The organism is Arthrobacter sp. E44, from assembly GCF_041877125.1.
Classification (GTDB): Bacteria; Actinomycetota; Actinomycetes; order Actinomycetales; family Micrococcaceae; genus Arthrobacter.
The window spans coordinates 46,300-69,774 of record NZ_JBHDJA010000018.1; the positions used below are offsets into that span (position 1 = coordinate 46,300).

Consider the following 23,475-nt stretch of genomic DNA (forward strand, 5'->3'; position numbering starts at 1 on the left):
GGATTTGCACGCCGTTGATGTGGGTCCGCAGGGTTGGAGTCCGGCCCCTGCGGCCTAAAATTGGTGCATGAGCACTGAGCTGGAAATCGCCTTGGTGTTGGGGACAGCGTTCCTGTGGGTCACCGTGACGCTGACGATTCTGTCCGCCATCGACCGGCCGGAACGGAAAGCGCGGCGGCAGGAATGGCGCGACATCCGGGCGGAGAAGCGGCGGATTGAGTACCGTCCGGTGGCTGCCGGTTCCCACCCCCAAGGGCGGGGCCGGCGCCCCCGGAGCCGCAGGCTGCACCCGCACTGACGACGGCGGTCTTCCGCGGGTGCATCAGCGTGGAGCACCCGCGGGAGGGCGACGCGCCCTGGCAGGCGCCCGCCGTCGTGGGCTTTGCTGCATTGGCCTGCTGAATGTGTGCCTGCCGCAGCTTGCCCCTGCCCCTGCCTGCCGCAGCGTTGAAGGTCAAGTCTTGACCGCATCCGCCGAAACCCTGACACTTTCCCGATGGGAGTAAGCGAAGAGTTGCGGGCGCTGGGGGACGTGGTGGACAGGCTTGCGGTGAAGTTTCCCGCCCTGCCCAGGGAACACATCGAGGACGTGGTCCAGCAGGAGCACAGCCTGCTGGACACCGGCAGGGTCCGCGCGTTCATACCTGTCCTGGTTGAACACGCCGCCCGGGACCGCCTCTCGCGCTGAGACCGGCGCCGGGGATTAAGGCGCAGGTGCGACGTCGATGAGCACCTTTCCGATTGTTCCCTGTTCCACGGCATCATGTGCCGCCGGCGTCTGCTCAAGGGTGAAGCGCGTCAGGGGCAGTCCATGGTCTTCGCCCACCCGCAGCGCACCCGCTTCCAGGGCCCCGGCAACTGCCGCCACTGCCTGCTGTTTCTGCTCATCCGTGACCGTGTAGGTGAGGATGAACTGGTAGCGGACGTTCTTGGTCATGCTTTCCCGGATGGGAACATTGAGCGATTCCCCGGGGTTGGCTGCATAAATGGAGACCGTGCCGCCGGGTTTGAGGACCTGCAGGTCAGTCTCGATGTTCGCCGGCGCATTCACGTCCACGATGATGTCGACGCCGTCCGGTGCTGCTGCCTTAACGGCGTGGACCACATCCTCGGACCGGTAGTTGATAACCGTGTCGGCGCCGGCACGGCGGGCAAGCTCAGCCTTCCGGTCTCCGCTGACGGTAGTGATGACCGAAGCCCCTGCCCAGTGGGCCAACTGGATGGCCGCATGCCCCACAGCCCCTGCGCCTCCGGTGACCAACACACTCCGGCCTGCCAGGGCTCCGGGGGAGAGCTGGTCCGGGCCGTCCTCGTTCGACGTCAGGGCACGGTGTGCTGTCAGGGCTGGAATTCCCAGCGAGGCACCCGTATCGAAGGATTCGGCGTCCGGTAATGCCACCACCTTATGGGCAGGCACCACGACGTATTCCTGGGCCGTACCTTCGTTACCGGCCCATGCGACATCCCAAAGCCACACACGGTCGCCCACGTTGAAACCGGCCACCCCGGACCCCAGTGCGTCGACAACCCCGGCTCCGTCCTGGTTGGGAACCTTGGGGTCGGGCAGCTTGTTGCTTCCACTGCCCGACCGTGACTTCCAGTCGGTGGGGTTCACTCCGGACACCACCAGACGGACCCTGACCTCGCCCGGACCCGGATCACTCACCGGTTTGTCCTGCAGCTTGAGCACAGATGAGGGACCTGTTGCTTCGTACACGATTGCCTTCATGTCTTCTCCCATGTCCGGTTGCATAATTCCTACGGGTTCCAAGCTACCGCTGCCGGTCAGGGGTTGCGGGCGGCGTCGGGGTCAGTGGGTGCCTCCGTGCGGCGCTTCTGAATAAGTTCCTTTGTCCGCACCAGGCGCAGGAGGGTTACCAGGATGATGCCGCCGAGAACGTTGAACAGCAGCGTGTAGCCGAACCAGCCCAGCCACTGCACGTAGCTGATGTCCGCGCCCGAGTGGATCGCGGCGAAGATCAGCAGGGAGTCGAGGATTGAGTGGAAGAGCGGCAGCGCAGCCAGGAGGAACCCGCCGATAGCGGTGGCCACAATGCGGGCCACATCGTTGTCCGTGCCTTGCTGCATCCTGCTCATGAGGGTGATGGTGCTGCCGCCCAGGACGGCCAGGGCAATGGACTGCAGGGAGAACGGGGCGTCAACGAAATGGTGGGCGCTCTCGCTGACCACCGTTGACCATTCGGGGAATGCCACCATGACGATCCACACAAAGATCCATCCGCCCAGCAGGTTGGAAATGAGCGTTCCTCCCCACAGCTTTGCCAGTTGGGTGTAGCTCGCTTCCTTGGCAGCGACAGCCGCGACAGGCATCAGGAAGTTCTCCGTGAACAGCTCACTGTGGGCCAGCAGGAGGGCGATGAGCCCCATGCTGAACGCCAGGCCCGCTATCAGATGGTTTCCCGTTTCATGGAGCACTGCCAGGTACGCCATGATGCCCAGTCCCACCTCAAAACCGCCGAACACGCCTGTCACAAGGATGTTCCGCATGGTTCGATGCAGCCGCTCGGCCCCCTGGCCCACCGTCCGTTCGAACGACTCCTGAAGGTCATGCTCAACTGGGGCGTCAGACTCCCCGAGCTCCCGCCGTCGTTCTTCGCTCATGTGCCTCTCCGCTGCCGGGTCGCCTGGAATGCTACTGGGTAAGTACCCGCCGGAGCCGGTCCCACCCATCCGTGTGCTGGCCAAAGGGGGAGGGCACGAAAAAGGCGCACCCCGTTCGCTGGGTGCGCCCCTTCCAAAAGACCGTTTCTTAGTCCTTGAAAGCGTCCTTGACCTTTTCGCCGGCCTGCTTCAGGCCGCCCTTTGCCTGGTCCGCCTGGCCTTCGGCCCGCAGGCTCTCGTCGCCGGTAGCGTTACCCGCCGCTTCCTTGCCCTTACCGCCGGCCTTTTCGGCAGCGTTCTCGATCTTGTCGCCCAGTCCCATGGTGTTACCTCCTGTGGTTGACAGCCGTTCGCATTCGGCTGGAAACATCATAAGCATGCTTATGATCTATTTTTCAAGTCCACGGGCGTCGGGGGCTAAAAGCGGGTGGTGCCGCGGAGCCCACGGGGACGGCCGTCCGGGTCGACAATGAACCGGTAGACCGGATCGGCCCAAAGGCGATGGAGGGGCGGGACAGGTTCCGGGGCATGGCGGCGTACCTGTCCCGCGGGCCGTTTCGTACGGCGGCCCGTACTGTGCCAGCGGTCCAGGGCATCGGCCGTGCGGTTCCATAACTGCAGCGCCCCATCCATCTGGAGCTGGGTGTCGTCTTCGTCCAGGCCGAGGTGTTCGGCCCACAGCTGCTGCCGCAGCTCCCTGGCGAGCGGGCGGGACCTTGGGGTACGTGTTCCCCCGTCCTGTGAGCCTTCGGCGGAGGTGTCGATCACGGCGCAGGTGAGTTCGCTGTCAGTGGTCCAGGACCGGCGGTTGAAATTGTCGGATCCGCAGGTGAACCAGGTGTCGTCGATAATGCAGATCTTGGCGTGCACGTAGACGGGAGTCCCCTCGCTGTTCTCCAGGTCAAACACCCCCACCCGGTCCGGCGCGGCCTTGCGGAGCATGCTGATGGCGCGCAATTGCCCCAAGCGCCTGGGCGGACCACCGAGGAACCCGTCGGAGTCCGGGTACCTGGGCACCACGATGATCACGTTCAGTTCCTGGTTGCGCTCCAGTGCGGCTGCTATTCCGTGTGCCACTTCGCTGGACCACAGATACTGGTCCTCGATGTAGATGAGGGAACGGGCCTGGCCGAACGCTTTTGCATAACCCCGCGCGATGCTGCGCTCGCCGTCCGGTGCGAACGGGAAGGGCGGGTGCTTCAGGCCGTAGGTGCGGAGCAGCTGAACGGCATGCGGACCGGCCGGAGGCGGGGGAGGAGCGGCCTCCGGTAGTGGTTTGGGGTGCCGGGGCATGCGGGCGAGGCGCTGCAACAGCATCCGGTACGGCGTATGGCGGTCAAGCGGGTGGGGATCGTTCCACCGTTCGGCAAACACGGCCAGCACATCTGCCACTACCGGGCCCCGCAGTTCGAGGGCGGCGTCATGCCATGGGGGCCTCGGGCCATAATGCGAATCCATCTTCACCGCCTGTGGGTCTCCGGCGTGGCCGGCGTCGTCCCGGCGGCTGTGCGAAAGGTCGATTCCTCCTACGAAGGCGACATCGCGGGAGGGGTCGTCGCGATAGCGGATGACCATCAGTTTCTGGTGATGTGAGCCGAAGAGGCGTACCCGCTGATCCAACAGGGCCTCCCCGCCGGCGTCGTTGATCTGCCGGCTGAGAAGTTCGTTGGAGCGGCCGCTGATGGGCGCAGATATGCGCTCGCCGTGGGATCTCCAGACGAGGCCGCGCACTTCCACCCCCGATCTGGCCAGCCCGGCGAGCAACCCGCCGATGGTGGTTCCGTCTGGCGCAATCTGCTCGTCGGCATCGCCGCGCCAGTCGGTGAACCAAACCCTGTCACCCGCCTGGAGGCCGCGCAGCTCATCCCGCAGCCTGGCGAAGTAGGCTGCTCCGTGAACCAAGGGGCGGACCAGGTTGCCTTCCGACCACGTCGGAGTTCCCGCACCACCCGCCTGGATGTCAGAGGCGGGGTTGCCGCGCTCAACCCAATTCAGAAACCACTTGCCAACCATGCTTTCCACTCGGTGCTCCTTTCGGGGCCCGGGGGACCGGGCGACTGGGTTCCCAAACTAGCCTACGTACCTGCGCAATCGGTGACCGTGAAAGGAGCGGCCCCACATCCAGTAGCCGCGCCGCGCGCAGGAGCGGCGGAATAGGCTTGGCCATGGCAGTTCCCCTCCGAACAAAGAATGAGGCCACAACACCATGTCACTGAAGGAAAAACTGAAGGGCGACGTCGTCGCTCATATGAAAGCCGGTAACAGAGTGGCCCTGACCACGGTCCGCAACGTCCTGGGCGAGATCGAAACGCGGGAGAAGTCCGGAAAAACCCCCATTGAGCTCGATGACCTCCAGGTCACCGCACTCCTGCAAAAGGAGGCTGCCAAGCGCCGGGACACCGCTGCCACGTATTCCGCCGCCGGACACTCCGACCGGGCGGACGCGGAGATCGCCGAGGCCGAGGTCATCGAGACCTACCTGCCCAAGGCCCTGACCCGTGAGGAAGCCGAAGCCATCGTTGACGAGGTTATTGCCGGCCTGAAGTCAGACGGCGCCGAGCTGAGCATGCGCTCCATGGGGACCATCATGAAATCCGTCACTCCCAGGATCGGGGGACGCTTCGACGGTAAGGCCGTCAGCGAGATCGTTAGGGGACGGTTGGCCTGACCAGTATCCGGGAGCATTGCGGGGTTTAGCCCACGTGGATTGGGGGACGCTGCGGGGGTCCCGCACGCGGCATGGTCTTAGTAGGCTCGCTGGTGGAACCGGGAGGCCCCAGAGGAGCGGATATGCGCACGAACGCTGGTAGGACAAAAGCCATCGGTAACAGGACCAGGCGGCTGCTGGCGGTCACCGTCATTCTTGCCTCTGGCACCGCAACAACTGCCATCGCCGCGAACAGCCCGGCAGTGCCCCCTGGTCCTCCCACTCCAGTCGGTTCCGCGGCTTCCCCGCGGCCCACTGACCAGTTCATCGTAAAGTTCAAGCCCTCGGCAGCGGGCAGCGTTGCAGGGCGGGGCAAGACGTATGCGAAGGCTGCCGGCGATACCTCCATCGAGGTCAGGGAGGTCAAGGCCACGGCCAGCGACGCCAAGGTAGTGAAGGCAAGCCGCCGGCTGAGTGCTGCAGAGTCCCAGCGTATGTTGGAGAGCCTTGCCGCAGGCGCTGACGTCGCCTCGGTGGAGCCCGACATCCTCCTGTATCCGTCGTCCATACCAAACGACCCCTACTACTCCCAGCAGTGGGCTTTGTCCGATCCCAATTCCGGCATCCGCGTCCCCTCAGTGTGGGATAAAACCACGGGTGCGGGACAGGTCGTCGCCGTTATCGACACCGGCATCACCCAACACAGCGACCTCAAGGGCAATGTCACCGCCGGTTACGACATGATTACCGATCCAGCCTCTTCAGGTGACGGCGACGGAAGGGACGCCGACCCCTCCGATCCGGGGGATTTCCGGACCGCAGGTGCTTGCGGTTCCGGCTCGTCCGCCAACTCTTCCTGGCACGGAACCCACGTGGCCGGGCTTATCGCCGCCGTCGCCAACAATGCCGAGGGAGTCAGCGGCGCTGCTCCCGGAGTGAAAATCGAGCCGGTCCGCGCACTCGGCGCCTGCGGTGGTTACCTCTCTGATGTTTCCGACAGCATTACCTGGGCCTCAGGGGGGACGGTCAGTGGCGTACCCGCCAACGCTAATCCGGCGAAGACCATCAACCTGAGCGTCGGGGGAACTGCCGCGTGCCCTGCCGCCATGCAGGCAGCCATCGACGGCGCCGTGAGCCGCGGTTCCACTGTTTTTGTCGCTGCGGGCAATGAGAACCAGCCCGCGTCGAACGTCGCGCCGGCGAACTGCAACAACGTGATTGCCATCGGCGCCAGCAGCAAGGCCGGGTCCAAAGCGTCGTACTCGAATTTCGGACCCACGGTGGATGTCATGGCCCCGGGAGGCGACACGGATGCGGGGATCCTCTCCACGTTGAATGCCGGTACCACCAGCCCGGGCGCCGAGACCTATGGATACATGATGGGCACGTCAATGGCCACGCCCATGGCGTCGGCCGTTGGTGCCTTGATGAAGGCGGCCGATCCCTCCTTGGCGCCATCCCAAATCGAAGCCAAGCTCAAGGCGACCGCACGTCCCCTCCTGGGAACCTGCCCGGGCGGATGCGGAGCAGGCCTTATCGATGCCTCCACTGCCGTCATCTTTCCAGCCCCGCAAACTCCGATCGCCGCCAAGGCGGCATCCCTGAATGGCGCCCTCGGAGCGGCCACCACAGGCGAGGTCTACGGCCTGAAGGACAGCGGCGGATATCAGTGTTTTGAACACGGGTGCATCGTTTACTCGCCTGCATCCGGGGCACACGTCTCCACCGGCGCTATCCGGGGGCTTTGGGCAGCCACGGGTTTTGAGAACGGCCGGCTGGGATACCCGGTGACTGACGAGGTCACCGGTCTTCGGGATGGGGGCGTTTACCAGAACTATCAGGGCGGAGCGATCATCTGGTCTCCAGCCACGGGCGCCCACATCTCCGTCGGTGCGATCCGGTCCATCTGGGCCTCAACGGGGTTTGAATCGGGACGCCTGGGATACCCCACAAGTGATGAATATCCGACTGGCAATGATGGGAGTGTCGCCCAGAACTACCAGGGCGGCATCATCCATTGGAGTCCGGGCGGCCACTACATCACCTGGGCGTAAAGCGGCAGCAGGAGCAAGCGCCCGGGATGTCCGGGACTGGGGTTCACTTTGCTGTTTCGGCATAGACTGCCGGAGCCCGGACACCCTTTCGGCGGCCTGGCGGAAACACCTGTGCCGCGGCCGCCAGTGTAGGTGTCAGCGTTGCGGTTCCCCTGGCGGCCCTGCTTATCGCAGGGGCCCTGACTACGGCGCGGACACGAGGTTGGCGGCCTGGGTGCGCAATCTGTAGAACGACCACGACGCCGTCCTTAGCCATGTCCCTTGCAGCTGCGGTAGCCGGGCGACAGAATCCGTCAGCCCTGCGGCCAGGATCCAGGCGGGAAATAGTCGGCTGATGCAGGACGTGTTACCGCCGGACACTCCTGCGGCCGGCGAGACCTTCTGGGGAAAGACCGGCACTGCGAGCTATGGCAGGTTTACCTTCCTGCTGCTTCGGCATCGGCAACGGGTGTCTGCATGTGCTGTGGGCTGCTCGCGGGCTCGGGCATCGCCCGCCCTCTGGCTTTCGCAAGGGACACCAACATGCTTAGAACCGTAACTGTCCAGGCAAGCCCGGTCAGGAACACCAAGGCGATTGCCGCTAAGGGGTGCATGGCGAAAGCTTAGGACGGTGACTCCCGTAGATCCGGGCGCAACTCCGTGCCGAAGTCCGCCTTTATGCCAGCGGCCGTAACGTACTGTCAGAAGATTGTTGCTGCGGCATGTGTTTGGGGACGGCGGTGAAACCACTGAGGTTGCTGCCTCGGAGTTGCTGGACGTCGTCAATGCAGGACCAGCCCGGCGGTCATCATTCCGCGGAGGCATCATTTCGTCCCACCGACAGATGAGTATCGCCCGGAAGCAGGCCGGGCTCCTGCTGACTCAACAAATGCGGCAGCAGGGGAGGGGCGGCCTGAAGCAGTGGGCCGGGTAGTGGCGCCGTTATTGGGGGACTGGGCCAGCAGGGCCCGTCCCATCTGCACGCCGACCATCTGCACGCCGACCATCTGCAGGTCGGACGTTTACTTCGCCCTGCCTGCTGCGGTCCAGAAGCCATGACGGGTCCGTTTCCGGCGGCGGCCGGCGCCGCAGCCTTCTGATCAGGGCCGCGAAGGGCAAAAGCAGCAATTGCAGGAGGCCACCCGCGATGAGCACGCCGATGCACAAAATGATGATCGGGCTGTACAGAATGAAAATCCCTGCGATGGCGGCAAGGTAACCGAAAGTGAACCCGAGGATCGTCCCGGTATCCATTCCTGCTCCAAAGAAAGGTCACCCTGAATAGGTGATTGCTTATTAGATTGGTGGCCACCCTGCTTCTTGGCGGGCTGCCTCACGGTCGGATAAACGACATCAGCCGCGGATTCGTCTGAGTCTCAACCTGTGTCGTCGCGGGGCAGGGGCTTGGCTGGTGACGGGCCGGGCGCGGCGCCAGGGCCGATGGGGGCGATAGCTGATCGGGACTGGAACCGGCGGTGCCGCAGCCACCCTGGAGGACCCCTTCCTGCGGCGCCTCAAATTCAGAAGAACAACTACGGTCAGGCCGATCCAGGCGAAGGCGCCAACGAAGATCAGGGCCACCGCCTGAAGCGTGCTCATGGCGCAAAGGCCCGCTTTGGCCAGGAGGCCCACTGATCCTGTCCTGACGGGCTGGATTCCTGCGGGAGCTCAAATGTTTGGGAATGGTCAGCATGCGAGGACACGAGTCCCTGCTTTCCGCAGTGGTCCGGATCGGCTGACTGCGTAACCCTCTGGGTCATAGTTTCCGCTTGTCACCGAGGTGAAGCAAGGCCATTAGGGGATGCGGACGAGGTCATAGGGACACAGGACAATGTGCGCCCCGTTTCCCCCAGGCACACCCTATTTGACCCCCCCGGCAGACATGCCTTCCCACTCGACTGCACCGCAAGAAACAGCCCGGGGAGCTGGATTCCAAACCCCAGTTGTACTGGGTACCGGCACCACCGTGGTTGAGAACGCGTCTCGCGTGGTTGGAGACACAAAAAAACCCCGGTTTCCCGGGGTTTTCTTTGTGCGCGGAGGGGGACTTGAACCCCCACCCCCTTTCGAGGACTAGCACCTCAAGCTAGCGCGTCTGCCATTCCGCCACCCGCGCAGGTGGTATTTCGGGAAGCCGTCCCGCCTTTCAGCGTTTCGCGCCTCTCCGAAGCAGCGAGAAAAACTCTAACACGACTTTTCGGAGAACAACGAATCGGACCAAGTAGGTAGGCTGAGGACAGCGATTCAAGCCCGTGCCGCCCCAGTCATTCCCTACCAAGGAGCCCCATATGCCTGATGTCCTGCCCGAGGATGAAGTTGTCCGGATCTGCCAGGAACTCATCCGGATCGATACCTCCAACTACGGGGACGGGTCGGGGCCGGGGGAGCGGCCGGCGGCCGAGTATGCCGCTGGGCTCATTGAAGAAGTGGGCCTAAGCGCAGAGATCTTCGAGTCCGCACCGGGCCGCGCCAACGTTGTCACCAGAATGGCAGGTGAGGACCCGTCCGCCAGCGCCCTGGTGGTCCACGGCCATCTTGATGTCGTTCCTGCCCTCCGTGATCAGTGGTCGGTGGACCCGTTCGGCGCAGAACTGAAGGACGGATTGATCTGGGGCCGCGGCGCCGTCGACATGAAGGACATGGACGCCATGATTCTTTCGGTCCTGCGGAGCTTCGCCAGGGAAGGCAGGAAGCCCAAGCGGGATATCATCTTCGCTTTCTTCGCGGACGAGGAAGCCGGGGGCGTGTACGGCGCCCGCTATGCCGTGGACAACCGCCCCGAACTTTTCGAAGGCGCCACCGAAGCCATTTCCGAGGTCGGCGGCTTCTCGGCGACCATCGGCGGCCAGCGCACCTATCTCCTCCAGACGGCGGAGAAGGGCATCTCCTGGCTCCGCCTCGTGGCCCATGGAAGGGCCGGCCACGGTTCCCAAATCAACACGGACAACGCAGTCACCCGCCTGGCCGCTGCGGTCACGCGGATCGGCGAATACAAGTGGCCGATCGAGCTCACCCCCACCACGCGCCAGTTCCTTGACGGTGTAACGGAACTCACCGGTGTGGAGTTCGACGCCGACAATCCTGACCTCCTGCTCAACCAGCTTGGTACGGTGGCCAGGTTCGTCGGCGCCACCTTGCAGAACACCACCAACCCAACCCTCCTCAAGGGCGGGTACAAGCACAACGTCATCCCGGAGTCTGCCGAAGCCCTGGTCGACTGCCGCACACTGCCGGGACAGGAACAGCAGGTCCTCGAGATCGTCCGTGAACTGGCCGGCAACGGCGTGGACGTCAGCTACGTCCACAACGATGTCTCGCTCGAGGTCCCGTTCGCCGGAAACCTGGTGGACTCGATGATTGACGCCCTTCACAAGGAGGACCCGGGTGCCAAGGTGCTGCCGTACACGCTCTCCGGCGGAACGGACAACAAGTCGCTGAGCCGCCTCGGGATCACCGGCTACGGGTTCGCACCCCTGATGCTTCCGGACGATCTGGACTTCACCGGCATGTTCCACGGCGTTGACGAACGCGTCCCGGCGGACTCCCTCAAGTTCGGCGCCCGCGTACTGAACACCCTGCTCACCAACTACTAAAGGGACCAGGCCGTGACTCCTGAGGAACTGTTGCCGGATGAGCTCCTTGAGCGCATCCGCGGCCGCGCTGCCGCATATGATCGTGACAACGCCTTCTTCCATGAGGACCTCCAGGAGTTGGCAGCGGCCGGGTACCTGAAGCTTTTCGTGCCGGCGTCCGACGGCGGCGCAGGGCTTGGGCTCGAAGCGGCGGCGCAGTGCCAGCGCAGGCTGGCAACGGCTGCCCCTGCTACCGCACTGGCTGTCAATATGCACCTGGTCTGGACCGGCGTCGCCCACGTCCTCGCCGCCCGGGGCGACCACTCGCTGGCCATCGTCCTCGAGGAAGCCGCCCAGGGCGAGGTCTTCGCCTTCGGGAACTCGGAAGGCGGCAACGACTCCGTCCTCTTCGACTCCCGGACCACTGCCACGCCGGAACAGGACGGCGGCTACTCGTTCACCGGGACAAAGATCTTCACCAGCCTCTCGCCGGCCTGGACCCGCCTGGGCATCTTCGGAAAGGACCCGGATGCCCGGAACGGCGTCGGCGAACTCGTGCACGGCTTCATCACCCGCGAAACCTCCGGCTACCGGATCCTGGACGACTGGGACACCCTGGGCATGCGGGCCAGCCAGTCCGCCACCACTGTCCTGGAAGGTGTGGCCGTTCCTGCGGACCGGATCTTCCGGAAACTTCCCGTAGGCCCCAACGCCGACCCGCTGATCTTCGCCATATTCGCCTGCTTCGAGAGCCTCCTGGCTGCTGTCTACACGGGGCTGGGCGAACGTGCCCTGGCCGTGGGCGTGGAGACCGTGAAGCGGCGGACCTCCTTCAGGAACGGGGGGCGCAGCTACGCCCAGGACCCCGACATCCGCTGGAAGGTGGCGGACGCCGCCATGGCCATGGACAACCTGTACCCGCAGCTTCGGTCCGTGACGGTCGACGTCGACGCCCTTGCCAACCACGGGGCCCAATGGTTCCCCAAACTGGTGGGCCTGAAGGTGAACGCGACGGAGACGGCGCGCCGCGTGGTGGACCTGGCCATCCGCGTCAGCGGGGGATCAAGCTACTTCAGGGGCTCAGAGCTCGAACGGCTCTACCGCGATGTGCTGGCCGGGATGTTCCACCCCTCCGACGACGAGTCAGCCCACAACACTGTGGCGAACGCCTGGCTGGGCCCGCTGGAAGATTAGAGGGTCCACCGGACCGCGTACGCACTAGACGGTCCGCTGGACCTGCATCACCCGGCGGCGGAGCCAAAAGCGCCGGCCGCCGCCCACATAAAGCTTGCTGCGTTCCAGTTCCCACTTGCCGTATTCGGAGTGTTCAACCAGCCGGCGCCGCGCTTCGGGCAGGGAATCATCAGGACTGACGGTCAGTACGAGGTACTCGTACTGCCGCAAATAATCCCGTTCCCGCTGGACCGAGCTGGTGAGAAATTGTTCCTTCATTTGCTCTCCATTTTCGTCCTTTTCCCGCTAACGTGAAGTCATGAGCATCGATCCGCGTGTCGCGCTTTCGTCCCTGACCACCGCTTTGGAAGAACACCTTATAGCAGCATCCAACCGGCGCGGGGACGGCGACCCCTCAGTCGAAGCAGCATTTTTCGCAGTTGCCGATGCCTTCGAAGTTTACGAGGACGCGCTTTACGAGGCGTACAACGAAGTGACCCCGCTTCAGGTCTTCGACGACGAGGATGAAGAAGACGAGGAAGCCGACGTGGACGACGACGAAGACCTGGAGATCGTCGAGGAATAGCGGCCCCGGAAAACCCGGCAGCCCTAGGAAGCTGCCGAAACGTCCTCCAAGGCCCGAGCAATCTGCGGCGGCAGCGGCGCGAGCTGGGCGTCGAGGATTTCCTTCAACTGCACTGGTGTGCGGGCGCCGACGATGGCCGTGGCAACTCCCTGCTGCGACAGCAGCCACGAAAGCGCCACATCCTGGGGAGTCCGGCCCAGCCCGTTGGCGGCCATGCACACCGCATCGACGATCCGTGACGGCTTCTCCGCCAAATACGGCTCCACGTAGGCGGCCTCGCTGACGGACGCGCCACGGGAACCGGCCGGGATGGTACCCCGGTACTTCCCGGTGAGCACCCCACGGCCCAGCGGCCCCCACGCCATGAGCCCAAGCCCTGCGTCCTCCGCAGCCGGCATCAGCTCCGCCTCAGCCGACCGGTTAAGGAACGAATACTCGGCCTGGACCGCCACCAGCGGGACGCTGCTGACAGCGGCCGCCTTCGCCGCTTGCCAGCCCTTGAAGTTGGAGATCCCTGCATACCTGGCCCGCCCGGAGCGGACCGCGAAGTCAAGTGCCCCCAGCGTCTCGTCGAGGGGAACGTTGCCGTCCCACGCCTCGGCAAACCAGAGGTCCACGTAGTCGGTGCCCAGCCTGGCCAGGCTGGCGTCCAGCCCGGTCAGCATCGCGTTCCGCGACGTGTCCACCGCACGCCGGCCATCCGGCGTCGTCATTCCTGCTTTGGTGGAGATGGAAACCTCCGTGCGGGACACCACATCACCCAACAGGGAACCGAGGACTGCCTCTGAGGCGCCGCCCGCATATGACGCCGAAGTGTCCACGTGCCGGCCGCCTGCGTCGAGGAAGGTCCGCAGCAACTCTGAAGCGTCCTGCTCGTCAGTTTCCCCGCCCCAGGACCGGGTGCCCAGGGAGAGGGCTGAAACTCGCAAACCACTGTTGCCGACGTAACGCTGCTGCATAGCAGCAAGCTTACGGGCAGAAGCACAGGTGCCATGCCGTAGGGTCTTAGCGTGAACTGGTTTGAAGCGGCCCTGCTGGGCCTTGTGCAGGGACTGACCGAATTTTTACCGATTTCATCGAGCGCGCACCTGCGGATCGTGGGTGAATTCCTTCCCAACGCGCAGGACCCCGGGGCCGCCTTCACGGCCATCACCCAGCTCGGCACGGAGACCGCCGTGCTGATCTTTTTCTGGCGCGACATTGTCCGCATCGTCAAGGCATGGGCCGGATCCCTGACCTACAAAGTGCCGCGGCAGGATCCTGATGCCAGGATGGGCTGGCTGGTGATCCTGGGCAGCCTGCCCATCATCGTGCTCGGCCTGCTCTTCCAGGACCAGATCGAGTCCGTGCTCCGCAGCATGTGGATTGTGGCCACCATGCTGATCGTCTTCGGCCTGATCCTTGCCGTGGCCGACGCCACCGGTGCCCAGAAGCGGGACCTGACGCACCTGACCTATAAGCACGGCATTTTCTACGGCCTTGCCCAGGCCCTGGCATTGATCCCCGGCGTCTCCCGCTCCGGCGGCACCATCACTGCAGGCCTGCTCATGGGGTACACGCGGGAAGCCGCGGCACGGTATTCGTTCCTGCTGGCCATCCCCGCCGTGTTCGGCAGCGGGCTGTACCAGCTGTACAAGGTGGTCACCAAGGAAGGCCTTTCCGGGCCATTTGGCCTTCCGGAGACCGCCCTTGCCACTGTGATCGCCCTGGTAGTGGGATATGTCATCATCGGCTGGTTCCTGAAGTTCGTCTCGACGCGCAGCTACCGCCTCTTCGTCTGGTACCGCATCTTCCTGGGCCTGGCGCTCTACCTCCTGCTCGGTTTCGGCGTCATCAGCGCCTAGGGCTAGGCTTGGGCTTGTGAAATCCTGGACTTCCCGCCCCGTTCCTGCCCTGCCCGGAAACATGCCCGCGATTCGTTTGTTCGACACTGCGGCAGGCCGCGAAGTGGCACTTGAGCAGGAGGCCAGGCCCTCCATGTACGTCTGCGGCATCACCCCCTACGACGCGACCCACATGGGACATGCAGCCAGCTACGTTGCCTTTGACCTGCTCAACCGCGCCTGGCGCGACGCCGGCAGCGAGGTTTCCTATGTGCAGAACGTGACTGATGTGGACGATCCCCTGCTTGAACGTGCCACCGCCACCGGCGTCGACTGGCGCGACCTCGCCGCAGAGCAGGTGGAGCTCTTCCAGACCGACATGGAGGCGCTGAACGTCCTGGCACCCGACCACTACGTTGGCGCTGTGAAATCCATCGGCCTGATCGTCCCCGAGGTGGAGCGGCTGGTCAGCATGGGACTGGCCTACCAGGTGGCAGGCACCAACGGGGAACCTGACGGCGATGTCTATTACGACGTCGAAGCTGCCGGAAAGCAGTCGACGGCACCTGACGCCTGGGTACTGGGATGCATTTCCCACCTGGGCGAGAGCGCCATGCTGGAGCTTTTTGCCGAGCGCGGCGGCGATCCCGGAAGGGCCGGGAAGCGGCAGGCGCTTGACCCGCTGCTCTGGCGCGTGGAACGGCCGGGCGAACCCAGCTGGCCGGGTGGAAGCCTGGGCGCCGGAAGGCCCGGCTGGCACATCGAATGCACCGTCATCGCCCAGAAGTACCTGCCGTCGCCCTTCACGGTGCAGGGCGGTGGCTCGGACCTGATCTTCCCGCATCACGAGATGGGCGCCGGCCACGCGTACTCCCTCGCAGGGGTGCCCCTTGCCCGGCATTACGCCCATGCAGGCATGGTGGGGCTCGACGGCGAAAAGATGAGCAAGTCCAAGGGCAACCTGGTGCTGGTCTCCAAGCTCCGCGCTGCCGGTGAGGACCCGGCTGCAATCCGCCTGGCCATCCTGGCGCACCATTACCGCTCCGACTGGTCATGGACGGACGAAGGCTTCGCGGCCGCCAAGGCTGACCTGGCGGCGTGGCGGACTGCACTGGACCACGCCCCCGAAGGATCGGGAAAGGCGCTCCTCGCCGAAATCCGTGAAGCGCTGGCGGCAGACCTCAATGCCCCGGCGGCGGTTGCCGCCATCTCGCGCTGGGCACGGTCCGCGAACGACGGCGGTGCTGCCGCCAGCCCTGCTGACAGCATCCTGGCGAAAGATGCGGTGGACGCCCTGCTGGGCATCCGGCTGTAGTACTCCAGTTTGCAGGAACACAAGTGAGGGGCGTGGGCGGAATTCTTCCGCCCACGCCCCTCACCTGTTAATACTCAGGGCCGGTCCTGGCCCCGCCGCTTCAGGTACCGTTCGAATTCCCTGGCGATGGATTCGCCGCTGGCCTCCGGGAGGTCTGCGGTGTCCTTGGCTTCCTCCAGCTGCCGGACGTAGGCAGCAATTTCGGGATCCTCGGTAGCCAGTTCGTCCACGCCGCGTTCCCAGGCGTCAGCTTCCTCGGCCAGCTCATGGGTATCCAGGGGCACCTGCAGCAGCTCCTCGATGCGGTGCAGGAGGGCGAGCTGCGCCTTGGGGGAGGGAGCCTGGGCCACGTAGTGCGGCACGGCAGCCCACAAGGACACGGCAGGGATACCAGCCAGGAGCGCCACCTCGGACAGGACGCCCACAATGCCCACGGGGCCTTCGTACTGGGAGGCCTCCAGGTTCATCCGCTCCCTGAGCGGTGCGTCGTCGGAGGACGTGCTCACTGGGATAGGGCGGCTGTGCGGGACGTCCGCCAGCAGCGCTCCAACCAGCACCACGTAGTCCACATTCAGCGCCTCCGCATGGGCCAGCAGTTCTGCAGTGTAGGCGCGCCACTTATAGGACGGTTCCGTGCCCTGGACGAAGATGACGTCCACGTTGGAGTTGGGCGCGGTGGCTTTGTAGATGCGGGTTGAAGGCCACTTGATCTTGCGTTCCCCGGCCGCGTTCCTGCGGACGGTGGGGCGCGTGAACTGGAAGTCGTAATACTCATCGGCATCGATGGATGCCACCTTCTTGCCGCCCCACAACTTGTTCAGGTAACGCAGCGAATCGCTGGCCGCTTCTCCGGCGTCGTTCCACCCTTCAAAGGCGGCAAGCATCACCGTTACGCGCTGTCCGTCAGCCACTGGCTGCAGGAACCGTTCCCGCTCGGGTCCGGCACCCTGTTCGGCGGTGTCTCCCTCGAAGCTATTCATTTCTTCACCCTACGTCCAAGGTGCAGGGTCGCGCATGGAATGAAGCGCCGCAAATCCCCGGGAACCAGTGCAAACAGCACCGGCCCTGCGTCATATTCGCCAAGGGCGTAGCCCACAGCCGCCGCCCAGCCATCCCCCGTAGACTGGCGTCATGCGATTTCCTGCCTCCGGTTCACCGCTCAAAGCCGTCCTGTGGGACATGGACGGCACCATCGTGGACACCGAGCCATACTGGATCGCGGCGGAACATGCACTGGTGGAGGCACACGGTGGAACGTGGAGCCATGACCAGGCAATGCAGCTGGTTGGCCAGTCACTGACCTTTTCCGCGGGCCTGCTCCAACAGGCCGGCGTCGAGCTCGAAATCCGCGAAATCATCGACACCCTCACCGGACAGGTCATCAACAGCGTGCGGCAGCAGGTGCCGTGGCGCCCCGGCGCCCGTGAACTCCTTGAAGAACTGCACCTGGCCGGCGTTCGCTGCGCCCTGGTCACCATGTCGGAGGGACCGTTGGCCCGCGAGGTGGTGGCCAGCCTTCCCCGGCCGTACTTCGAAGTGCTGGTCACCGGCGATATCGTGAGCCAGGGCAAGCCGCACCCGGAGGCATATCTGACGGCCGTGGAACGGCTGCAGGAGAGCGATCCCGATCTTGGAATCCACCACTGCGTAGCCCTTGAGGACTCCGTGCCCGGCGTGGCCGCGGCCGTCGCCTCCGGCGTCGCCACTGTGGCCGTGCCCCACATTGTGCCGCTGCCGGACCACGACAGCTACGCACTCTGGGACACCCTCGCCGGCCGGGGGCTGGCTGAGCTGGAAGCACTGCTTCAGCGGGCGGACGCACCCGCGGCTTCAACGGGTGATGCACGTGGCTGACCCGGGCGGCCCCGGCCAAGGCACCAACCCGGCACGCCGCGAAGGCATCCCGCTGGGGCGGATCGCCGGCGTCCCCGTTGTCCTTGCGTACTCGTGGTTCGTGATCGCGGCCTTCACCGTGATCGTCTACGGGCCTGTGTTGGCCAGGAACAACCCGACGCTGGGCACGAGTGCCTATATCGTGGCGTTCGCGTACGCCGTCCTGCTCCTGATCTCAGTGCTCGTCCACGAACTCGCCCATGCCCTGACAGCAAAAATCTACGGCTGGCCTACGCAAAAGATTGTGCTTAACCTTTGGGGCGGCCACACCCAGTTCGAAAGCTTCACATCGTCTCCGGGCCGGTCCGTGCTCGTGGCGCTGGCGGGCCCGGCTGCCAACTTCGTCCTGGCGGGCGGGGCCTGGCTGCTGCTCGGCACCGACAGCCTTGGAAGCGTCGCGGAAATTCTGACGAACATCTTCATGTGGGCGAACTTCCTGATTGGCGTCTTCAACGTCCTGCCGGGCCTGCCACTGGACGGCGGCAGGCTGGTCGAGTCCATCGTCTGGAAGGCCACCGGCAGCCAGGCGAAAGGAACTGTTGCAGCCGGGTGGGGCGGGCGCATCATCGTCCTGGCCATTGCGTACTGGTTCCTCCTTCGCCCGTACCTGGCCGGAGATAGTCCGGACTTCAGCCTCCTCATGATCACTATCCTGGTGGGCGGGTTCCTCTGGATGGGAGCGTCAGCGTCCATCCAGCAAGGCACGCTGCGCGGCCGGCTCCCGCTGGTCAGTGCCGCGGCATTGTCGACGCCCGCCACCGGAATGCCTGCCACCGGCACCGTACGGGATGCCATCCGCCTGGGGGCAGCAGGAACAAAGTCTGTCGTGGTCTGCGGACCGGATGGCCGGCCCCAGGGCGTAGTTGACCCCGGCGCGGTGGCATCAGTGCCGGCTGCTGCCGCCGATACCACCCCCATCACCGCCGTTTCATTTCCACTGGCTGCAGGCGCCTACGTCCCTGAATGGTCCAAAGGGCAGGAGCTGATCCAGTTCCTTTCGCAGCTTGAGGGACGCCACTATGCAGTGGTGGACCACAACGGCATGGTCACTGGGCTAATGACCCAGGAGGCAGTCCTCGCGGCCATTACCGGCAAGCGCCCGCGCAACGATAGGCACCCGCAGGGCCAGAACCGGTAGAGTTACCTGCCGGTCGTGCATTGCCGCCGATAGAGCCACAACGTCCCAACGGACCGTCCGGTTGCGGCACAACAGGTTTACAGGAGCGAGGAAATATCATGAGCAGCGAAACTGCCGTCAACGACGCCAACGGAGCAGCCCAAGCCGGTGCTGCCGCCAGCGGCTCGCAGCCGGTGGGAGCTGCCCGTCGCCGCGGCCCCTTCCGTGAAGGCGAACGTGTCCAGCTTACTGATGAGCGGGGCCGCATGAACACCATCACGCTGGAACGCGGGGGCGCATTCCACACCCACCGCGGGTTCCTCAACCATGACGAAATCATTGGCAAGGTCGACGGCTCCGTGGTGGTCAACAATGTCGGCCAGCAGTACCAGACCCTCCGCCCCCTGCTCTCCGACTTCGTCCTCTCCATGCCGCGCGGCGCCGCCGTCGTCTATCCCAAGGACGCCGGCCAGATCGTCACCATGGCGGACATCTTCCCGGGCGCACGTGTAGTGGAAGCCGGCGTCGGCTCCGGCGCCCTCTCCATCTCCCTGCTCCGCGCCGTGGGCGATAACGGCTACCTGCACTCCTTCGAACGGCGCCAGGAATTCGCGGACATCGCCCGCGGAAACGTGGAGACGATCTTTGGCGGCCCGCACCCCGCCTGGCAGATCTCCCTGGGTGATTTCCAGGAGGAAGTGGTCAAAGCCGAGGAACCCGGCTCCGTGGACCGCGTTGTCCTGGACATGCTCGCGCCTTGGGAATGCCTCGACGCCGTTGCCACCGTCCTCGCGCCCGGCGGCGTGTGGATCAACTACGTTGCCACCGTCACCCAGCTCTCCCGCACCGCGGAAGCCATCCGGGCGGACGGCCGGTTCACCGAACCCGACGCGTGGGAGTCGATGGTCCGCGGCTGGCACCTGGAAGGTCTCGCCGTCCGTCCCGACCACCGAATGGTGGCCCACACCGGATTCCTGCTGGTCACGCGGCGGCTCGCCGACGGCGTCACCGGCATTTCAGTCAAGCGCCGCCCGTCCAAGACCGACTTCAACGAAGAGGACGTCAACGCCTGGACTCCGGGGGCCGTGGGGGAGCGCGCTGTATCGGACAAGAAGCTCCGGCGCGCCGCCCGTGACGCCATCGCGGGGACCAACGTGGTGGACGGGCCAGAGGTCACGAACTAGTCCACATTTCGGGAGTCTCCATCCCTACCCGGCAATCTGGGACTAATGTCTTAAGAGAAGCGCAGGAAGGGGCTGATACATCATGGAGACACCAAACACGGACTCCGGACGTACTCCGGCAGAGCAGTCTGCCGCCAACGACCTCTCGGTTGCTGACCGCCAGGTCAACATACTTCGGGACAAGCTCAGGCATATCGACCGCCAGCTGGCAGCAGCCACGCAGAACAACTCCAAGCTGGTCAGCATGCTTGAGACTGCCAAGGCAGAGATCCTGCGGTTGAAAAACGCCCTGGACCAGGAAGGGCAGCCGCCATACAGCTTCGGCACCATCCTCCAAATAAATCCGAAGCGGCAGCCTGCTCCGGGCAACAGCGGCCAGGCCGCCACTGAAGAGTCGGTGGACATCTTCAACGCCGGGCGGAAAATGCGGGTGGGCATCAGCCCGCTGGTGAACATCAACCAGCTCGCGGTAGGGCAGGAAGTGCTCCTGAACGAGGCACTCCTGATCGTGGCGGGACTGGGCTACGAACGCGCCGGTGAACTTGCCACGCTGAAGGAAATGCTGGGACGCGACCGGGCCCTGGTGGTGGGCCGTGCGGACGAGGAACGCGTCGTCCGGCTGTCCGGTGCCCTCCTCTCCGAGAAACTCCGGGTTGGCGACGCCCTGTCCGTCGATTCCCGGACCGGCTACGCCTTGGAGAAAGTACCCCGCTCCGAGGTGGAGAACCTGGTCCTTGAGGAAGTTCCGGACATCACCTACGAAGACATCGGCGGCCTCGGCCCGCAGATTGAACAGATCCGCGACGCCGTCGAACTGCCGTTCCTGCACCCGGACCTCTACCGGGAACATGGCCTGAAGGCTCCCAAGGGCATCCTCCTTTACGGTCCTCCGGGCTGCGGCAAGACCCTGATCGCCAAGGCCGTTGCCAACTCGCTCGCCGCCCGCGCAGCGGAGCGTTCCGGAAACGTTGACTTGAAGAGCTATTTCCTCAACATCAAGGGGCCTGAGCTCCTGGACAAGTACGTGGGTGAAACAGAGCGGCACATCCGCCTCATCTTCTCCCGCGCCCGGGAGAAGGCCTCGGACGGCAGCCCCGTCGTGGTGTTCTTTGACGAGATGGACTCACTGTTCCGCACCCGCGGCACCGGCATCTCGTCCGACGTCGAGACCACCATCGTGCCGCAGCTCCTCAGCGAGATCGACGGCGTGGAGCGCCTCGACAATGTCATCGTCATTGGCGCGTCCAATCGCGAGGACATGATCGACCCCGCAATCCTGCGGCCCGGACGTCTGGACGTCAAGGTCAAGATCCAGCGGCCCGACGCGGAAGCTGCTGCAGACATTTTCAACAAATACATCACCACGGACCTGCCGTTCCACGAATCCGACCTGGCCGAACACAACGGGGACATCCAGGCCACCGTTGATGCCATGGTCCAGCGAACGGTGGAGGCGATGTACTCCACGGACAAGTCCAACGAGTTCCTGGAGGTCACCTACGCCAATGGTGACACCGAAATGTTGTACTTCAAGGACTTCAACTCCGGGGCCGTGGTCCAGAACGTGGTGGACCGGGCCAAGAAGTACGCCATCAAGGACCTGCTGACCACGCACCAGAAGGGCCTCCGGATCGAGCACCTGCTGCGCGCCGTGGTGGATGAGTTCCGTGAACACGAAGACATGCCCAACACCACCAATCCGGATGACTGGGCCCGGATTTCCGGGAAGAAGGGCGAACGGATCACCTATATCCGCACCATCGTCCAAGGGAAAGCCGGCCAGGAGCCGGGCAAGTCCATCGAGACCATGCCGACCACAGGACAGTATCTATGACGGGTGCACACGGCTCCGCCGGTGGGGAAGGCCTCCCCGCCGGCGGGGCCATGCGCGTCATGGGAGCGGAAACCGAATACGGCATCCATGCCCCATCTGCGCCATCCGCCAACGCCACCATGATGAGCGCCAGGGTGGTGCAGGCCTACGCCCAGGTGACCCGGCAACGCGCTGCGGGCGGAGCGGAAACGCGCTGGGACTACACCGACGAAGAGCCGCTGCACGATGCCCGCGGCTGGACAGTGGACAGGGGCGCCGCACATCCCACCCAGCTGACCGACCAGCCGCCGGTGCTCGACGCGGAGGCGGTGGCCCTGGCCTACGGCCGCGAGGAACTTGAACTCGACGGCCAGGACGAATCCGGCACCCTGCTGATGAACATGGTCCTGGGCAACGGGGCCCGGCTGTACGTCGACCACGCGCACCCTGAGTACTCCAGCCCCGAAGTCACCAACCCGCGCGACGCCGTGGCCTGGGACGCCGCAGGTGACCTGGTGGGATTGGCTGCCGTCCGCAGGCTGGCCGCGGACCCGGCCCTGCCGCCGGTCAATCTGTACAAGAACAACACTGACAACAAGTCCGTGTCCTACGGTTCGCACGAGAACTACCTCATGCCAAGGTCGGTACCGTTCGGGGACATCGTGCGGGGGCTGACACCGTTCTTCGTGAGCCGGCAGGTGGTCTGTGGGGCCGGCCGGCTGGGACTCGGTCAGGACAGCTCGATTCCCGGCTTCCAAATCAGCCAGCGGGCGGACTTTTTCGAAGCCGAAGTGGGGCTCGAAACCACCATCCGCAGGCCCATCATCAATACCAGGGACGAGCCCCACTCCACTGCGGACAAGTACCGGCGCCTGCACGTGATCATCGGGGACGCCAACCTCAGCCAGGTATCCAATTACCTCAAGTTCGGCACTACGGCGATGGTCCTCAGCCTCATTGAAGCGGGGCTTGCGCCCAAAATCGAGGTCTATGAACCCGTCGCAGCCCTCAAGACCGTCAGCCACGACACTTCGCTGACCGCAAAGCTGCGCCTACTCGACGGAAGGCGCGTCACGGCCCTGGACCTCCAGTGGATGTACCACGAGGCTGCGGCCAAACTCGCGCAGGACACCGGTGTGGGTGACGCCGTGGACGGTGACGGACATACCCACGAGGTCCTGGAGCGGTGGGCGTCCGTTCTTACCCAGCTTGACAGCGACAGGGCCGCTGCCGCCACCTCTGTTGAGTGGCTGGCCAAACTCTCCCTGCTGGACGGCTACCGCCAGCGCGACGGACTGGAATGGAGCGACGCGCGGCTGGGTCTGGTGGATCTCCAATGGGCGGACATCAGGCCCGAGAAAGGCCTTTACTACCGCCTGCTGTCCAGGAACCGGATGCAGCGGCTGGTGGATGATGCCACCATCGCCGCGGCAGTAGCGGAGCCGCCGGCCGACACCCGGGCCTACTTCCGGGGCAAGTGCATCAGTAGCTTCGGCAAGGACGTAGTGGGGGCAAGCTGGGACTCTGTCATCTTCGACGTGCCCGGTTATGGAAGGCTTCAGCGGGTGCCCACCCGTGAGCCCCTGAGGGGAACCAAAGCCCTGACTGGAGCGTTATTCGAGCGCTATCGGGAAGCGGGCCCATTCCTCGGGGAGCTGCTGGGACACAGCAGCACTCCTCCTGCGGGCTAAACCGCG

General features: G+C 64.7%; 21 protein-coding genes and 1 tRNA gene. 14 read left to right on the top strand and 8 right to left on the bottom strand.

What is annotated here, in order from left to right:
- Positions 1-67: 67 nt before the first annotated feature.
- Together ACETK3_RS15785 and ACETK3_RS15790 are read left to right on the top strand one after the other, a co-directional pair.
- A complete protein-coding gene (locus tag ACETK3_RS15785; protein ID WP_237428176.1) occupies positions 68-298 on the top strand; it encodes a hypothetical protein in 231 nt (76 codons plus the stop codon).
- Positions 299-496: 198 nt separating this feature from the next.
- Positions 497-688 carry a three-helix bundle dimerization domain-containing protein gene (locus tag ACETK3_RS15790; protein ID WP_236802735.1) on the top strand — a complete coding sequence of 64 codons (192 nt, stop codon included), beginning with the start codon at positions 497-499 and terminating at the stop codon, positions 686-688.
- A gap of 15 nt (positions 689-703) precedes the next feature.
- On the opposite strand, the gene ACETK3_RS15795 is transcribed toward ACETK3_RS15790, so the two are convergent.
- The 4 genes from ACETK3_RS15795 to ACETK3_RS15810 all read right to left on the bottom strand — a co-directional run bounded on the left by ACETK3_RS15795 (position 704) and on the right by ACETK3_RS15810 (position 4,635).
- The gene (locus ACETK3_RS15795) at positions 704-1,729 is read right to left on the bottom strand and encodes an NADPH:quinone reductase (protein ID WP_237428177.1); all 1,026 of its coding nucleotides are present in this window, start codon (positions 1,727-1,729) and stop codon (positions 704-706) included.
- A 56-nt stretch (positions 1,730-1,785) separates the two neighbouring features.
- On the bottom strand, positions 1,786-2,622 hold the full coding sequence (locus ACETK3_RS15800; protein ID WP_237428178.1) for a formate/nitrite transporter family protein: 837 nt from the start codon (positions 2,620-2,622) through the stop codon (positions 1,786-1,788).
- A 148-nt stretch (positions 2,623-2,770) separates the two neighbouring features.
- Entirely contained in the window at positions 2,771-2,944 is a 174-nt protein-coding gene (locus ACETK3_RS15805; protein ID WP_142133841.1) for a CsbD family protein, read from the bottom strand.
- Between the two features lie 95 nt (positions 2,945-3,039).
- The gene (locus tag ACETK3_RS15810) at positions 3,040-4,635 is read right to left on the bottom strand and encodes a phospholipase D-like domain-containing protein (protein ID WP_306970933.1); all 1,596 of its coding nucleotides are present in this window, start codon (positions 4,633-4,635) and stop codon (positions 3,040-3,042) included.
- 193 nt (positions 4,636-4,828) lie between these two features.
- Here ACETK3_RS15810 and ACETK3_RS15815 point away from each other — a divergent pair, with 193 nt between their 5' ends.
- Both ACETK3_RS15815 and ACETK3_RS15820 read left to right on the top strand, forming a co-directional pair.
- On the top strand, positions 4,829-5,290 hold the full coding sequence (locus tag ACETK3_RS15815; RefSeq protein ID WP_306970887.1) for a GatB/YqeY domain-containing protein: 462 nt from the start codon (positions 4,829-4,831) through the stop codon (positions 5,288-5,290).
- A gap of 122 nt (positions 5,291-5,412) precedes the next feature.
- On the top strand, positions 5,413-7,323 hold the full coding sequence (locus tag ACETK3_RS15820) for a S8 family serine peptidase (RefSeq protein WP_306970889.1): 1,911 nt from the start codon (positions 5,413-5,415) through the stop codon (positions 7,321-7,323).
- 2,012 nt (positions 7,324-9,335) lie between these two features.
- Here the strand turns inward: ACETK3_RS15820 and ACETK3_RS15825 are convergent.
- Positions 9,336-9,418: transfer RNA gene (locus tag ACETK3_RS15825), tRNA-Leu, on the bottom strand.
- Positions 9,419-9,590: 172 nt separating this feature from the next.
- Here ACETK3_RS15825 and ACETK3_RS15830 point away from each other — a divergent pair.
- Both ACETK3_RS15830 and ACETK3_RS15835 read left to right on the top strand, forming a co-directional pair.
- Entirely contained in the window at positions 9,591-10,895 is a 1,305-nt protein-coding gene (locus tag ACETK3_RS15830; RefSeq protein WP_236802747.1) for a M20/M25/M40 family metallo-hydrolase, read from the top strand.
- A gap of 12 nt (positions 10,896-10,907) precedes the next feature.
- Positions 10,908-12,068: an acyl-CoA dehydrogenase family protein gene (locus ACETK3_RS15835; protein WP_373993172.1), complete on the top strand. Its 1,161-nt coding sequence runs from the start codon at positions 10,908-10,910 to the stop codon at positions 12,066-12,068.
- Positions 12,069-12,092: 24 nt separating this feature from the next.
- Here the strand turns inward: ACETK3_RS15835 and ACETK3_RS15840 are convergent, their stop codons facing one another.
- Positions 12,093-12,326 (bottom strand): DUF5703 family protein, encoded by a 234-nt coding sequence (locus ACETK3_RS15840; RefSeq protein ID WP_018771130.1) that lies wholly within the window; start codon positions 12,324-12,326, stop codon positions 12,093-12,095.
- A 40-nt stretch (positions 12,327-12,366) separates the two neighbouring features.
- On the opposite strand from ACETK3_RS15840, the gene ACETK3_RS15845 reads away from it, so the two are divergent.
- Complete coding sequence (locus ACETK3_RS15845) at positions 12,367-12,633, top strand: hypothetical protein (protein ID WP_141941360.1); 267 nt, start codon at positions 12,367-12,369, stop codon at positions 12,631-12,633.
- A 23-nt stretch (positions 12,634-12,656) separates the two neighbouring features.
- Here the strand turns inward: ACETK3_RS15845 and ACETK3_RS15850 are convergent, their stop codons facing one another.
- Positions 12,657-13,592 carry an aldo/keto reductase gene (locus tag ACETK3_RS15850; RefSeq protein ID WP_236819471.1) on the bottom strand — a complete coding sequence of 312 codons (936 nt, stop codon included), beginning with the start codon at positions 13,590-13,592 and terminating at the stop codon, positions 12,657-12,659.
- Between the two features lie 51 nt (positions 13,593-13,643).
- Here ACETK3_RS15850 and ACETK3_RS15855 point away from each other — a divergent pair, with 51 nt between their 5' ends.
- Positions 13,644-14,477, top strand: coding sequence for an undecaprenyl-diphosphate phosphatase (locus ACETK3_RS15855; RefSeq protein WP_236819473.1), 834 nt, complete (start codon positions 13,644-13,646; stop codon positions 14,475-14,477).
- A gap of 16 nt (positions 14,478-14,493) precedes the next feature.
- On the top strand, positions 14,494-15,771 hold the full coding sequence (mshC, locus tag ACETK3_RS15860) for a cysteine--1-D-myo-inosityl 2-amino-2-deoxy-alpha-D-glucopyranoside ligase (RefSeq protein WP_373993173.1): 1,278 nt from the start codon (positions 14,494-14,496) through the stop codon (positions 15,769-15,771).
- A gap of 74 nt (positions 15,772-15,845) precedes the next feature.
- Here mshC and ACETK3_RS15865 read toward each other — a convergent pair whose 3' ends face one another.
- The gene (locus ACETK3_RS15865; RefSeq protein ID WP_236798377.1) at positions 15,846-16,751 is read right to left on the bottom strand and encodes a PAC2 family protein; all 906 of its coding nucleotides are present in this window, start codon (positions 16,749-16,751) and stop codon (positions 15,846-15,848) included.
- 151 nt (positions 16,752-16,902) lie between these two features.
- On the opposite strand from ACETK3_RS15865, the gene ACETK3_RS15870 reads away from it, so the two are divergent.
- The 5 genes from ACETK3_RS15870 (at position 16,903) to dop (ending at position 23,469) form a co-directional block, all read left to right on the top strand.
- Positions 16,903-17,625 (top strand): HAD family phosphatase, encoded by a 723-nt coding sequence (locus ACETK3_RS15870; RefSeq protein WP_236798378.1) that lies wholly within the window; start codon positions 16,903-16,905, stop codon positions 17,623-17,625.
- Positions 17,612-18,802, top strand: a complete 1,191-nt coding sequence (locus ACETK3_RS15875; RefSeq protein WP_236802860.1) for a site-2 protease family protein — start codon at positions 17,612-17,614, stop codon at positions 18,800-18,802. Before ACETK3_RS15870 ends, ACETK3_RS15875 begins: the two co-directional genes overlap by 14 nt.
- A gap of 98 nt (positions 18,803-18,900) precedes the next feature.
- Positions 18,901-19,965 carry a tRNA (adenine-N1)-methyltransferase gene (locus tag ACETK3_RS15880; RefSeq protein ID WP_236798379.1) on the top strand — a complete coding sequence of 355 codons (1,065 nt, stop codon included), beginning with the start codon at positions 18,901-18,903 and terminating at the stop codon, positions 19,963-19,965.
- 82 nt (positions 19,966-20,047) lie between these two features.
- On the top strand, positions 20,048-21,799 hold the full coding sequence (gene arc / locus ACETK3_RS15885) for a proteasome ATPase (RefSeq protein WP_142133828.1): 1,752 nt from the start codon (positions 20,048-20,050) through the stop codon (positions 21,797-21,799).
- Entirely contained in the window at positions 21,796-23,469 is a 1,674-nt protein-coding gene (gene dop, locus ACETK3_RS15890; RefSeq protein WP_236798381.1) for a depupylase/deamidase Dop, read from the top strand. The genes arc and dop overlap by 4 nt, the downstream gene beginning before the upstream one ends.
- The last annotated feature ends 6 nt before the right edge of the window (positions 23,470-23,475 follow it).